Annotated in this window: 10 protein-coding genes and 1 pseudogene; 5 read left to right on the forward strand and 6 right to left on the reverse strand. The window is 67.2% G+C overall.

The features are described from left to right. Positions 1-204: 204 nt before the first annotated feature. The 3 genes and pseudogenes from ACGFMK_RS39025 to ACGFMK_RS39035 all read right to left on the reverse strand — a co-directional run. Positions 205-2067: pseudogene (locus tag ACGFMK_RS39025) on the reverse strand (glycoside hydrolase family 3 C-terminal domain-containing protein); the annotation flags it as partial. A gap of 108 nt (positions 2068-2175) precedes the next feature. After that, positions 2176-2676: a nuclear transport factor 2 family protein gene (locus ACGFMK_RS39030; RefSeq protein WP_392774206.1), complete on the reverse strand. Its 501-nt coding sequence runs from the start codon at positions 2674-2676 to the stop codon at positions 2176-2178. Positions 2677-2875: 199 nt separating this feature from the next. Continuing rightward, positions 2876-3574 (reverse strand): NAD(P)H-dependent oxidoreductase, encoded by a 699-nt coding sequence (locus ACGFMK_RS39035; RefSeq protein WP_392774208.1) that lies wholly within the window; start codon positions 3572-3574, stop codon positions 2876-2878. Between the two features lie 171 nt (positions 3575-3745). Between ACGFMK_RS39035 and ACGFMK_RS39040 the strand changes: the two genes are divergently transcribed. Genes ACGFMK_RS39040 through ACGFMK_RS39055 form a run of 4 tightly spaced genes read left to right on the forward strand, consistent with a single transcriptional unit; the run spans position 3746 to position 7582 of the window. Next, on the forward strand, positions 3746-4543 hold the full coding sequence (locus ACGFMK_RS39040; RefSeq protein WP_392774210.1) for an ATP-binding cassette domain-containing protein: 798 nt from the start codon (positions 3746-3748) through the stop codon (positions 4541-4543). Continuing rightward, positions 4540-5613 (forward strand): ABC transporter permease, encoded by a 1074-nt coding sequence (locus ACGFMK_RS39045; RefSeq protein ID WP_392774212.1) that lies wholly within the window; start codon positions 4540-4542, stop codon positions 5611-5613. Before ACGFMK_RS39040 ends, ACGFMK_RS39045 begins: the two co-directional genes overlap by 4 nt. A 25-nt stretch (positions 5614-5638) precedes the next feature. After that, the gene (locus tag ACGFMK_RS39050) at positions 5639-6646 is read left to right on the forward strand and encodes a sugar ABC transporter substrate-binding protein (protein WP_392774214.1); all 1008 of its coding nucleotides are present in this window, start codon (positions 5639-5641) and stop codon (positions 6644-6646) included. An 18-nt stretch (positions 6647-6664) separates the two neighbouring features. Next, positions 6665-7582: a TIGR03564 family F420-dependent LLM class oxidoreductase gene (locus ACGFMK_RS39055; RefSeq protein WP_392774216.1), complete on the forward strand. Its 918-nt coding sequence runs from the start codon at positions 6665-6667 to the stop codon at positions 7580-7582. 27 nt (positions 7583-7609) lie between these two features. On the opposite strand, the gene ACGFMK_RS39060 is transcribed toward ACGFMK_RS39055, so the two are convergent. After that, positions 7610-8488 (reverse strand): SIS domain-containing protein, encoded by an 879-nt coding sequence (locus ACGFMK_RS39060; protein ID WP_392774218.1) that lies wholly within the window; start codon positions 8486-8488, stop codon positions 7610-7612. 281 nt (positions 8489-8769) lie between these two features. Between ACGFMK_RS39060 and ACGFMK_RS39065 the strand changes: the two genes are divergently transcribed. Next, entirely contained in the window at positions 8770-9648 is an 879-nt protein-coding gene (locus ACGFMK_RS39065; protein WP_392774219.1) for a fumarylacetoacetate hydrolase family protein, read from the forward strand. A gap of 87 nt (positions 9649-9735) precedes the next feature. Here the strand turns inward: ACGFMK_RS39065 and ACGFMK_RS39070 are convergent, their stop codons facing one another. After that, a complete protein-coding gene (locus ACGFMK_RS39070) occupies positions 9736-11850 on the reverse strand; it encodes an acetate--CoA ligase family protein (protein WP_392774221.1) in 2115 nt (704 codons plus the stop codon). After that, complete coding sequence (locus ACGFMK_RS39075) at positions 11850-13271, reverse strand: aldehyde dehydrogenase family protein (protein ID WP_392774223.1); 1422 nt, start codon at positions 13269-13271, stop codon at positions 11850-11852. The genes ACGFMK_RS39070 and ACGFMK_RS39075 overlap by 1 nt, the downstream gene beginning before the upstream one ends. Positions 13272-13281 lie beyond the last annotated feature (10 nt).

Raw genomic sequence — 13281 nt, forward strand, 5'->3', positions numbered from 1 at the left:
GGCCGCCCGGAGCGGGTCGCCGAGGTGCCGGGCGTGAGCAGGTCGAGGATGCGTCCGCCGAGCCGGCCGGACGTGCCGGCGTGCACGCGCCGGGCTGCGCGGCGAGCCTGGGCGACGCGTCGGCCGGTGACCGGCCGGGCGAGGACCTTCCTCCAGGGCCCAGCGGCGGTGCGTCTCGGACCAGAATTCGAACGCCCGCTGGTCGAGCTTCAGCGCAACCCGCCCGGACTCGCCCGGGCCGAGCTCGATCTTGGTTGCGGCCTTGAGTTCGCGGATCGGTCGAGTCACCGACGACCGCACATCTTCGATGTAGACCTGGACGACCTCGGCGCCGCGACGCTCGCCGGTGTTCCGCACGACCGCGGTCACGAGGGCTTCCAGATCTCCGCCTTCCGGAGATCCCGTGAGCGCGACTTCGACGTCGGTGACGGAGAACGTCGTGTACGACAGACCGAACCCGAACGGGTAGCTGACCCGCTGGCCGAGCTTGTCGTGGGCGCGATACCCGATGAACAGGCCTTCACCGTAACGAACGTGCCCCGTGTCGCCGGGGAAGTTCAAGATGGACGGGATGTCCTCGAGCCGGGCCGGAATCGTCTCGGCCAGCTTGCCCGACGGATTGGCGACGCCGAGCAACAGGTCGGCGATCGCGCCGCCGGCCGCCTGACCGGCGAGCCAGCTCTCCAGCACCGCCGCGACCTTGGCCTGCCACGGCTCCACCAGCACGCTCGATCCGTTCGTCAACACGACGACGACGTTCGCGGGGACGTCCGCCACCGCATCGATCAACGCGAGCTGATCGGTGGGCAGCTGCATGTGCGTCCGGTCGAATCCTTCCGACTCGGCGCCGGCCGGCAGCCCCAGGAACAGCACTACGTGGTCAGCCGAGCGCGCCGCAGCCACCGCTTCCGAGATCAGCGCCCGGTCGATGGCATCCCCTTCCAGTCCGAAGCCGGGAGCGAAGACGACCGATACGTCATCCGGAAGCCCGGCAGTCAGCTCGTCGAGTGGGACATCCACGCGAGTGGCGTTGACCCGCGAGCTGCCGGCGCCTTGGAAGCGAGGAGTGCGCGCGAACTCGCCGATGACGGCAACCGTCTGGCCGGCGGCCGGGTGAAGCGGAAGTACCGCGTTGTCGTTCTTGAGCAGGACTGCGCTCTCGCGTGCCGCCTGTCGCGCCAACTCGTGGTGGGCGCCCTCATCGAAGTCGGACGGATCGGATGTTCCGGGTCCCGCGCGGCGAGCAAGCTCGACGAGGCGTCGAGCAGTCTCGTCGAGGACGCGTTCGGCCAGTTGACCGCTGCGCACGGCGGCGATGATCCGGGCGTCGCTCCGGCCGATGTCGGGCGGCATCTCCAGGTCGAGTCCGGCTGCCAAGGCGGCGACACGGTCGTTCACCGCGCCCCAGTCCGAGACGACGACCCCGTCGAAGCCCCACTCGTCACGAAGAACCTCGGTCAGCAGCCATCGGTGTTCGCTCGCGTAGATCCCGTTGACCCGGTTGTACGAGCACATGACCGTCCACGGCCGCGCGTCTTTGACAACCCGCTCGAACGCCGGGAGGTAGATCTCCCGCAGCGTTCGTTCGTCGACGTCGGCGCTCACGCGAAGCCGGTCGGTCTCCTGGTTGTTCGCGGCGAAGTGCTTCAAGGATGTGCCGACCCCGAGCTCCTGGACGGCACGCACCATCGCCGTCGCGAGTTCACCCGCGAGCCACGGATCTTCCGAAAGGTACTCGAAGTTGCGCCCGCACAAGGGGGAACGCTTCATGTTGATCCCGGGGCCGAGAACGACGTTCACCGACCACTTCCGGGCCTCGCGCGCGATCGCGCGGCCGACTTCGGCGAACAGGTCGGTGTTCCAGGACGAGGCCAGCGCGGCTGAGGTGGGGAAGCACGTCGCGGGCACGCTTCCGGAGAAACCGACGTGGTCGGCTTCGCCCAGCTGGGTGCGCAGGCCATGTGGTCCGTCGGACATCATGACCGTGCCGACACCCAGGCGTTCGACGGCCGCCGTGGACCAGTGGCCGGAACCGAGGGTGAGCGACGCTTTCTCTTCCAGCGTCATGCTTTGAACGACGTCATCCACCGACGCTGGGTCCTCCTTCGGCACCACGATGGTTCACTTCCTCGAATCTGGTTGCGAGCGACTTCAGCGGCCAGGCGACTGCTCGGACTATCGGTACGAGTTGTGCACCGCGGCGACGAGACTGTCTCGCGCCTGCACGAGCACATCCGTCGGCTCGGGTGTCGTGTCGTGGATGTGGATGTGCCCGACCCGTACTTTGAAGACCCAGCCATCGCCCAAACGCACGAGGGTGTCCTCGGCGGTTGCGGTGTGGATGACCCCGGCGTGCGGTGCCGGCCCGCGCCTCAGCACGTGGTCGTAGACGACGACCTGAGCTTCGTCGCCATCCCCGCTGATCGTCTGCGGAACCTGGACGTGCGTGACGTGGCCCTGCGTGCCGGCCCAGATGTCGGCGGCGAGTGCGCGAATCGCTTCGTGGCCGACGTGCGAGCCATTGCGGCCCAGGTGCTCGGGGAGTCCCTCGTAGCTGTAGTCCGCGTCGGGCGCGAAGCAGGCGACGAACGCGTCTAGGTCACCGGTGTCCACGGCCATCGAGTAGCGCCCGTAGAGTCCGCGGATCGCTTCGTAGTCCTCGGGCTTCAGTGGCATCTGTCTGCCTTTCCGGAGCGACGTCTCAGGCGGGGCTCGACACTCGGTGACGTCGTCACGCACTGCTGGGGCAGGGGATCGGGCGGTTCGGCCGGGCTGTCGCGCACGCGCCGCGTAGCGATCCCGGAGCCACCTGAAGTTGGTAGTAAAACTACGCGGAGCGTCGGGATGGCGCAACGGAGTGCCTCCCGCCGAGGGTTCAGATCGGGTCGAAGGGCGCGATCGGCCGGTTGTCGACCTGCTCGAAGGCGGCCTGGACCGCGGCGAGCGATGCGCTGCGCTCCGCCTCGCTTTGGCGTACCGGTCCCCAGGTCACGACGGGCTCGAGGACGTCGTACCCGACGAAACGCAGGCCGTGGTCGATGTGGAAGAGCAGGGCGGGCAGGTTGCCCGCACCTGTGCTCGGGCTGAACGACTCGGCCGATCCGCCGGTGGTGACCAGCAAGACGGCTCGCCGGCCGGCCAGGGCTGCTTCGTCGAAGTATCCGTACTTACCGCCGCCGAACACCGAGCCCATGATGAAGACCCGGTCGATCCATCCCTTGAGGATGGCGGGTACCGAGAACCACCACAGCGGGAAAGACAGAACAAGCAGGTCGGCATGCAAAAGAGTATCCAGATGCTCGTGAACCTCGGGGGCGAGCGTCCCCTCGCTGGCGGCGATCATCTGCGCCGACTGTGGCTTGAAGTGGCCGTCTTGATGGCCGAACTCGTCGGGTCCGAGCGCCGGCGGCCAGTGATCCTGGTACAGGTCGAACAGGCGAGCGTCGTAGCCTGAGCACTGCAGAGCCGCGATCGCCGTGCGCATCTGGGCGCTGCAGAACGAGTTCGGCTCCGGGTGTGCGTGCACGACCATTGCGGTCTTGCGGGCTCGCGGGGCGGAAGGCGTCTGGGTCACGCGGACAACGTAGCTCACCACCACGCGTTTCCGATATGTAGACATCGCGAAACAGAGTGGATACACTTTGCGAGTTGGCTCACGTCGCCCCCGGCTGCCTCGACGACTGAAGGCCAACTTGTAGTCAAACTACGGCGCCACCGGTCGAAGCGGACCGGCGTGGAGGAACCTATGCAGGAGCAGTCCACAGATATCCGTCCCGGAGAGGGGCGCCCCTCGATCGCGATAGGCGCGCAGAACCTGGCCAAGCGGTTCGGGCATGTGCAGGCACTCTCGGACGCCAGCATCGCCGTACGGTCGGGAGAGGTCGTGGCGCTGTTCGGAGACAACGGCGCCGGCAAGTCGACCTTTCTCAAGATGCTCCTCGGCATCGTCCGGCCGGATGCCGGCCACGTCACGATCGCCGACGAGCAGGTCGAGCTGAACGGCGTCCGGGACGCGCAGCGGCGCGGCGTCGACTGCGTTTACCAGGACCTCGCCCAGGCTCCGGATCTGACGGTGGTGGACAACATGTTCCTCGGCCACGAGCTGGTGCGCCCCGGGCTCGGACGCTTGTTCGGCGGGCTCTCCAGGAACGAGATGCGCGAGCGCGCCGACCAGGCCCTGCGTGACCTTTCGATCAAGCTCCCTTCCCTGAACCGGCCCGTCAGCGATCTCTCGGGCGGCCAGAAGCAGGCGGTTGCCGTAGCCAAAGCGGTGATGTGGTCCTCGACGGCCGTCCTCATGGACGAGCCGACAGCGGCTCTGGGCGCTCGGCAATCAGAGATCGTCTGCGACCTCTTCCGCACCGTCGCGTCGAAGGGCCTCGGTGTGCTCGTGGTCTCCCACGACCTTCCCCGCGTGCTCAAAGTCGCCGACCGGGTCGTCGTCCTCTGGCGCGGCGAGACCGTCCTCGACTCGGCCGCGGCCGAGCTCACTGTCCCGGATGTCGTCGCCACGATGGTCGGCTATCAGAAGGCGGCGTCATGAGCAGCCGCACGGACGTCGCGCCGGTGACGGCTCAAGACCCCGACCTCCGAGCGGTCGAACCGCCGCATCCCCTCGTGCGCTGGCTCGGCGCGAACGGAAGCTGGGTCCTCCTGCTGGACATCGTGTTGATCGCGGTCTTCACCTTCCTCTCGCGGGACTTCGTCTTCTTCAGCGTGCCGAGCCTGCAGTCGACCGCGCTGGCGGTCAGCACCGGACTGATCCTCGCGCTCGCGCTGGGGACGCTGCTCGGCGCGGGCGTCATCGACCTGTCAGTCGGGTCGAACCTGGTGCTGTCGTCCGTGGTCGGGGCCTTCGCGATGCACAAAGTCGCCGGCCCGATCGCGGTGAAGGCGGAACCGGGAGCTCAGGTCACCGCGGTCTTCGTCGGCTTGGCCGCCTGCGTCCTCACTGGGGCGCTGTTCGGTCTGGTCAACGGATTCATCATCGAGGTGCTGGACGTCAACTCGTTCATCGCGACCTTGGGAACCCTCGGTGTCGGCACCGGTGCAGCCTTGCTGATCACCGACGGCGGCGACCTGAGTGGGCTGCCCGCGCAGCTGCAGAGCAACTTCGCGTTCGTGTCCCCGCTTGGCATTCCGTTGCCGGCGTTGGTGGCGCTCGCCATCGCCGTCGCGCTGTGGGCCTTGTTGCGCTACACCCGCTTCGGTCTGCGCACGCTGGCGATCGGCTCGTCGAGGGTGGCCGCCGAGCGCGCCGGGATCAATGTGCGTAAACAGCTCATCACGCTGGTGATCAGCGCAGGCGCCATGGCGGGACTGGCGGGCTTCTTCAGCCTCGCGACGTTCGGGTCGACCACTCTCTCGGGCCACACCAATGACGCCCTGAACGCCATCACCGCCGCGGTGATCGGCGGTGTTGCTCTGGCCGGCGGGCGGGTCAACGTGCTGGGGATCGTCTACGGCGCGGTGCTCGCCCAGGTCTTGCAGGCCGGGCTGGTCATCGTTCGCGTGCCGTCGTTCTGGCAGCTGATCGCCGTCGGTGTGGTCTTGATCTTCGCTGTCGCCCTCGACCGATTCAACACGAAACGGAAGCGCGACTCCTCCCACTAACTCCAGTCAGTAACGAAGGATGACAATGAAGTCACAGCTCAGATCCCTCCGTGTCCGCAACGCCGTCGCCATTCCGCTGGCCTTGGGAATCGCCTTGGTCGCCACGGGATGCAGCAGCGCCGGCACCGGAAGCGGCGGCCAATCGTCGACCGTTCTCCGCGGCGTCGTCGCCAATACGTCGGACCCCTTCTGGAACACCATGGCGTGTGGCGCGACCGCCGCAGCGAAGAAGCGCGGAGTCGACTTGAAGTGGTACGGCTCCAAGAGCACTGACCCCACCGAGTTGAACACCAACTTCAACGCCGCCCTGCTCGACCAGCCCCAGGGAGTCATCCTGGATTCTCCGACCGTGGATCAGTTCTCCGCCCAGGTCGCGGGACAACAGGCGAAAGGCGTGCCGTTCACCATGGCGGTCCCGATGAACCCGCCGTCCTACAACACCGTCATCGGCAATCAGGACGCGCCGCCGGAGATGATCGCCATGGGCGCCGACGTTCTCAAGGGGGGTGGCAGTGTCTTCACCGTCGGTGGCTCCGCGGCGGTGCCCCTCGTAGCGGACCGGTACCGGCTGCTGTTGCAGGAACTCGGCAAGGGTAGCGGGGTGACCATCCTGCCCGTGCAGTTCACCGACTTCGATCCCACGAAAACGCAGGTCGCCGTCAACTCCGCCATCCTCGCCCATCCGGACCTCAAGCTGCTGGTCGCGTCGACCGGACCGGAGACCTCAGGTGTCTTGGCGGCTCTCCAGCAGGCCGGCCGGACGGACATCAAGGTGATTTCCTTCGACGCCGTACCGGCCGCCGTCGAGGCCCTTCGAGCAGGCAAGATCCTCGCGATCGGTTCCCTTCCGGCCGCCGAAGTCGGCGAGATCCAGGTCAACGCCCTCGCCGACTACGTCGACCAGCACAAGGGGAGCGTCCAGAGCATCACCGAGGCGAAGCAGTCCCATATCAAGACCGGCCTTCTGACCCGTCAGAACATCGACGATCCGGCTTCCGCGAGGTTGATCTACAAGGCGACTTGCGACGAGTGACGGCAGAGAGGAACGATCGTGAGGCTCGGCATCCTGCGCTCCAACGGCGTTTGGGAAATAGAAAGCTTCGTCGACGACGTCGCGGCGGCGGCAGATGCCGGGTTCTCGTCCTACTGGATCCCGAATCTCGATGTCCAGGTCGACTCGCTGATGGCGTTGGCGATCGCCGGACCGCGAGTACCCGGAATCGAACTGGGAGCCGGAATCGTTCCGGTGTGGACGCAACATCCGTTGGCTCTGGGCCAGGCGGCGCTCACCGCGGCATCGGTGCTCGATGGGCGCCTGTCGCTCGGCGTGGGCATCGTCAGCAAGCCGGCTGTCGAACACACGTGGGGCATCCCGTTCGAGCGCCCCATCACGTTCATGCGCGAGTACCTGGAGATCTTGCACCCGGTGCTGGCCAACAAGCCCGTCCACTACACGGGTCAGCTGCTGACAGCGCGCGCTCCGGCGATCCTCCCAGTAGCGCCCGAGCCACCGCTCTACCTGGCGGCCCTGGGCACGCAGATGCTGAGGCTCGCGGGGAGCCATTCGGACGGCGCCATTCTCTTCCTGACCGGCCCGAAGACGGTGGCGAACCACACCACGCCGCTCCTGTCGGCCGCCGCGAAGGCCGCCGGCCGTCCCGCACCGCGTCTGATGGCCGGGATTCCCGTGCTGTGCACCGACGACGTCGAGGCCGGCCGGAAGCTCGCCGGCAAAAAGTACGCTGCGTGGGCGAGCTGGCCGCACTACCGGGCGATGTTCGACCTCGAAGGCGTCAACGGGGCGGAGGACATCGCGCTCATCGGCAACGAAGCGGCGATTCGCGACGGGCTTCGCGCGTACTTCGCCGCGGGCGCCGATGACGTCCTGTGCTACGAGTTCGGTGAGACGCAGACAGATCTGCGGCGAACGCGCGCCTGTCTCACCGAACTGGTGAAGGAGGCCGCCTGAGTCCGGAAAAGTAGGGTCGGCGCGCGGTCAGGAATCCTCGGCCAGGCGCAGGGCGATGGTGGCTTTGGCCTTGCGCCCGTGGTGTTTCACCTCATCGGGATGACGGATGGCCACCAGGGTGGCAAGAGCGTCCATGGCCGTGAGAGCAGCAAGCCGGGAGGTGGTCGGAGTGTAGAAATCGGTGTTCTCGAACGTCTCGACGACGATGGCGGCATCCACGATTTCCGAGAGCGGCCCCGTAGCACCGACGATGGCGATCGTGGCGGCCCCCTGGGCCTTCGCGCTCGCGGTCGCTTCGATGACACTGGTGGTACGACCCGAGTTGGAGAAGGCGACGACGGCAGTGCTCGGTTTCGCCAGCGAACCGGCCCACAGCATCATCTGCTGGTCGGTCGGCGCGGAGCAAGGAACGTTCAGAATCGGGAACTTCTGTTGAGCGTCGAGTGCGACGATGCTCGATGCTCCGACGCCGAAGAAGACGATTTCGGTCGCCTTCGCGAGCAGCGAAGCGGCCTTCTCCAGGGCCGTCGCATCGAGATGGTCCCTCGCGTGCGCCAGGCTGGTGACGGCATAACTGAAGATCTTGTTCACGGCGGTCGCCGTGTCGTCCGCTTCCGTGATGCTCGACTGGGTGACCGGGATGCCGAGCGCAAGGCTCTGCGCGAGCTGCATCTTGAAGTCCTGATAACCCTCGAACCCCATGCCGGTGGCGAACCTCATGACGGTCGGCTCGCTGACCTGAGCCCGCTTCGACAGAGCCGCCACGCTTTCGTGGATGACGCGAGCGGGGTCGTCGAGCACCAGGGCAGCCACCTTCTGCTCCGACTTCCGGAGCTGGGGGAGCCGTTCGCTGATCACATCAAGCATTCCCGCCGTCGCGCTCGTCGCAACTGGGTGCTTCGCCATCCGTCCGCCTCTCGATGGAGTTTCGCCGGTGGTGAGCCGGCGTCGCTCTCGTCGATCCTGCCAGATGCCCGAGTGATCTCCGGGCGCCTTGTCTCTTCGGCCGTAGCTCGAGAAGTTTGGATCCAGAAGCGCATTGATTAGGCACGACACGGCGACTGAGATTGCCGTTCTGAATGCAGATCTAGATGCGCCATGTCTGTAAAGTGGATATACTTTACGGAGATCTGGGCCGCCGTGCGGCCAGTGACGTCCGCCGTCGACCCCTGAGTAAAGGACTCTTCATGCAGATCGTCTCGTTTCGCCGTGATGACCCGGGGGACCGGCTCAAGGCGGGCTTCGCCGAGGGCGGTGTGGTCGTGGCCAGTGCGGAGATCGGTTATCCCGACACCGTGCGCGAACTACTGACGGAACACCGCGACCTCGTGCCGGCAATGGAGCAGGCACGTGCGGCACTGTCGTCGGGCAGGGGCGTGGACATCGCGACCGTACGTCTGGGCCCGCCGGTGCCCGACCCGGAGAAGATCCTCTGCATCGGACTGAACTACCTCGAGCACGCCGACGAAGCTGCGACAGCGGTGACCGACTTCCCGGCGGTCTTCGCGAAGTTCCGGAACTCGCTGATCGGCGCCACGGACGAAATCGTCATGCCGGGGATCAGCACGGACATCGACTACGAAGCGGAACTGGCCATCGTCATCGGCAGCCGGGCCAAAGACCTGTCCGTGGACCAGGCCCTCGACCACGTCGCAGGCTATTCCGTCTTCAACGACGTCAGCGCCCGCGACATCCAGTTCCGCAGCAACCAGTGGACCGCGGGGAAGATCCTCGACACCTTCGCGCCCATGGGCCCAGGGATCACGCCGAGACAGGAGATCGCCGACGTCCAGGCTCTCGGCATCGTTGGGAGGGTCAACGGCATGACCGTGCAGGACAGCAACACGGCCAAGATGATCTGGCCGGTCGCGGAGACCGTGGCCTACCTCAGCGGGATCCTGACGCTGGAGCCGGGTGACATCATCGCGACCGGCACACCCGCGGGCGTGGGGCTCGTGCGCGTGCCACCGCTTTGGCTCAAGCCCGATGACGTCGTCGAGATCGAGATCGAAGGGCTGGGCATGCTGCGCAACCGCGTCGCCGCGGCAGGCGCGCTCTCGACCTGACAACCGGACCGCCGAAAGCGAAAGGCCTCGGACTCCGTGTCCGGGGCCTTTCGCTTTCCGAACTCTCGTCCGCACCGGATAGTGGCTTCAGCCCAATGGCTGCGCGCCCCTGCGGATGATCAGCGCGTCGACGGCTACGACGCCCTCGGCGTTGACGACCAGGGGATTGACGTCGATCGCCTCGATCGACTCGGCGTTGCGTTCGGCGAACTCGCCCAGCGCAACCAGGGCGCGGGTGAGCTCTGCGGTCGAGCTCTCCGGCTTCCACCGCGGGCCGCCGAGCACGCGCCCGAGCGCGGTACGCAGCACGGCTTGTTCTATCTCGCCTGGCGTGGCGGGGAGCGGCACCATGGCGACGTCGTCCAAGGCCTCCGCGTAGATCCCGCCGAGGCCGATCAGCAGGAATCGGCCGAGGCCGGGCTCGGCCGCCACGCCGGCGATCGCTTCGATCGTGATGTCGACCATCCGGGCGACGACATACCCCCTCAGCGGAGCGGACGCAGTCGCCGCCTTCAAGCGGTCGAACCCCTTCTCCAGCTCCTGCTCGTCCTTGAGGTTCAGCTCGACGTATCCGAGGTCGGCCTTGTGCGCCACGTCGGCGACGTCGGCCTTGAGCACCACGGGGAATCCGATGTCCGCGGCGCCCCGCAGCACCTCGTCGAAGGAGATGCCGTAGCGGTGTGCCACTGTCGGCACTCCTGCGGCCCCGAGTGCCTTCAGGCTCTCGTACTCACTGAGGGTCGTGGTCGGCTGTGGGGCCGCGCTGTCGCTGCGTGCTTGTTCCGGTGCTGCTGAACCCGCGGGGTGTCGATCGGCCCACGTCCAGTAGGCCTGGAGTGCCTGCAACACCACTGCCGTGTCCGTGAAGAAGGGGATGTCCGCCTCGGCGAGCCATTCCCGCTCGTCGGAGGTGAGGTTGCCGGGAGCAAGCACGATGTGCGGCTTGCCCGATGATCCCAATGAGGCTCGCAGCGCCTCGAACACGGCGCGGCGCTGGTCTGGAGTTTGCAGGACGTGGGCGTAGACCAGCAGGCCCCGGACGTGTGCGTCCGACGTGATCGCGTCGGTCACCTCGCCGGCGAACTCGACCCCGCCGACCCCGCCGATGTCCAAGGGGTTGGTGATCGGTGCGGTGCGGGGCACCTGTTCGAGACGGGACATCGTCTGGGGCGTGAGTTCGGCGAGGTCCAGTCCGAGCTGGGCGGCGTTGTCCGCGGTGATCGAGCTCGCGGCACCGGAGTAGGTGAGAACCGCGAGGTCTCGTGCCTCGCTCGATGGCTTCGAGAGCGGAAACCGCGCTCCGAGCGCAGCGGCCGCGATCAGTCCTTCGGGCGTGCGTGCGGTGGCGATGCCGAGCTGGTCGAACAAGGCTTGGTAAGAGCGCGCGCTGCCGGCCAACCTGCTCGAGTGCGCCGCGGTGGTGCGCGCCCCCACCTCGGACTGGCCGAGCTTGAGCGCGACGATCCGCTTGCCGAGCGCGCTCGCTCGCGCGGCGATCTGCTTGAGGCGGGCGCCGCTGGCGATCGACTCCATGAGCAGGGCGATGACGTGGGTCTCTTCGTCCTCGACCAGGTAGTCGAGGTAGTCGAGCATGTCGAGATCGGCTTCGTTCCCGACCGCCACGAACTTCGACAGTCCTTGTCCCGCGAGGCGCAGGCGTTCGGCGAAGATCGACAGCATCGCTCCGCTGTGGGAGATGATCCCGATGCTGCCGGGCGGGATGTCGGTTCCGTGGGCACTGTTGTACCCGATCGAGATCCCGGCGTTCGCGTTGTAGATCCCGTTCGTGTTCGGGCCGACGATACGCATACCGGTCTGCTGCGAGAGCGCCGTGAGGCGCTCCTGCAGCCCGCGTCCCATCTCGTCGCCGGACTCGGCGAACCCGCTGACGCCGACGATGGCCGTTTGCACGCCGATCCGGGCGGCTTCTTCGGCGGCGGTCACCGCGGCGGCCGGCGGGACGACGAGCAGAGCCACGTCGACCGGTTTCCCGATCGCGGCGAGGGAGGGGAAGGTCGGCAGCCCGGCGACGCTCGCCGCTCGGGGGTTCACGACGAACACGTCGCCGTCGAACCTGGAGCGCAGCAGATTGGGCAAGGGGCGGCCGCTGAGCTTGAGCGGGTCTTGGGATGCGCCGACGATCGCCACGGATCGGGGCGAGAACAGCGTCCGGAGCGCCTCGCGGGTCTTGGCCTCGTCCATCAGTACTTGACCACCACGCACTTCACCTGGCCGTAGTGGTTCAGGGCTTCGATGCCCTTCTCCCGGCCGTAACCGCTGTGCTTGTACCCGCCGAACGGGGTTTGCACCGCTCCCGTCGACCATGTGTTGACGAAGATCTGACCGGCCTCGATGTCGTCGGCGACCCGCAGTGCCCGGGAGATGTCCTTGGTCCACACGGCGGCGACGAGGCCGTAGTCCGAGCTGTTCGCGAGCCGGATGGCGTCCTCTTCGGTGTCGAAGGGGATGGTCACCAGCACCGGCCCGAACACCTCCTCCTGCGCCAGCCGCGCGGAGTTGTCCACGTTGGAATAGACCGTGGGATTGACGAAAAAGCCGCCCTGCAGTGCTTCGTCGTTCGGGAGGTCACCGCCGATCTCCGCGGTGAGGCCTTCTTGGCGGGCGACTTCGAAGTAGCTCTGCACCTGCTCGTACTGCGCGCGGGTGATCAGCGGGCCCAGGTTCTCCCCGGGACGCCGGGTGCGCGTCGCATCCACGACCATCTTCACGAACTGGTCGTGGATGGAGCGCTGCACGAGCAATCGGGTTCCGGCCGAACAGACCTGGCCGGCGTTGGTGGCGAAGCCGCGAACGGCCTCCTTGGCCGCGAACTCCAGATCGGCGTCGTCGAAGACGATGTTGGCCGATTTCCCGCCCAGCTCGAGCGTGAGCGGGATGACGCGCTCGGCGGCGACGTGGCCGATGGTCTGCCCGACCGACACGGAGCCGGTGAAGGCAACCTTGCGCACGGAGGGGTGGCGGACGAGCTCGGCGCCGGCCTCGGGCCCGAGGCCGAGGAGCACGTTGAACGTGCCGTCGGGAAACCCGACCTCGGTCGCCAGGCGAGCCAAGGCGACCGACGTCTGGGACGAGTCCTCGGCCGGTTTGACGACGACGACGTTCGCCGCGGCCAGGGCCGGAGCGCAGGCGCGGGCCGCCTGGTTCAGCGGGACGTTCCAGGGGGTGATGATGCCGATGACCCCGTACGGCTCTCGGCGGGTGTAGACGTGCTGGCCCGGCTCGATGTCGAGATTGTCGCCGATGGGGAGGTTGACCAGGCCGGCGTAGAACTCGAAGTAGGCCGCGCCGACCTCGATCTCGCCGAGCGCTTCTGCCCGGGGCTTTCCGGTGTCTTCGACCTCGAGGTCGGCGAGCGCCTCGGCGTTCGCCCGGATCGCCCGGGCGAGGTCGCCGAGGAGCCGCCCGCGCTTGGCCGAGGGAAAGCGGTGCCAGCCTCGAGCCGCCTGCGCCGCCGACTCCACGGCCGCGTTGACGTCCTCCGAGTTGCCTCGAGCGATCTCGGCGCCCGCGCCACCGTTGGTGGGATTCACATCCTGGTGGTAGGAACCGCTCGACGGTTCCACCGACCGGCCGCCGATCCAGTGGTTGACTCGTGTAGCCATCTTTCCAACT

It is taken from the genome of Amycolatopsis sp. NPDC049252 (assembly GCF_043197175.1).
Classification (GTDB): Bacteria; Actinomycetota; Actinomycetes; order Mycobacteriales; family Pseudonocardiaceae; genus Amycolatopsis.

What these genes read in the sequence shown, in the direction of transcription:
- ACGFMK_RS39030 (WP_392774206.1), bottom strand. Translation starts at nt 2,676, where the DNA reads ATGCCACTGAAGCCCGAGGACTACGAAGCGATCCGCGGACTCTACGGG.
- ACGFMK_RS39040 (WP_392774210.1), top strand. Translation starts at nt 3,746, where the DNA reads ATGCAGGAGCAGTCCACAGATATCCGTCCCGGAGAGGGGCGCCCCTCG.
- ACGFMK_RS39045 (WP_392774212.1), top strand. Translation starts at nt 4,540, where the DNA reads ATGAGCAGCCGCACGGACGTCGCGCCGGTGACGGCTCAAGACCCCGAC.
- ACGFMK_RS39050 (WP_392774214.1), top strand. Translation starts at nt 5,639, where the DNA reads ATGAAGTCACAGCTCAGATCCCTCCGTGTCCGCAACGCCGTCGCCATT.
- ACGFMK_RS39060 (WP_392774218.1), bottom strand. Translation starts at nt 8,488, where the DNA reads ATGGCGAAGCACCCAGTTGCGACGAGCGCGACGGCGGGAATGCTTGAT.
- ACGFMK_RS39065 (WP_392774219.1), top strand. Translation starts at nt 8,770, where the DNA reads ATGCAGATCGTCTCGTTTCGCCGTGATGACCCGGGGGACCGGCTCAAG.
- ACGFMK_RS39070 (WP_392774221.1), bottom strand. Translation starts at nt 11,850, where the DNA reads ATGGACGAGGCCAAGACCCGCGAGGCGCTCCGGACGCTGTTCTCGCCC.
- ACGFMK_RS39075 (WP_392774223.1), bottom strand. Translation starts at nt 13,271, where the DNA reads ATGGCTACACGAGTCAACCACTGGATCGGCGGCCGGTCGGTGGAACCG.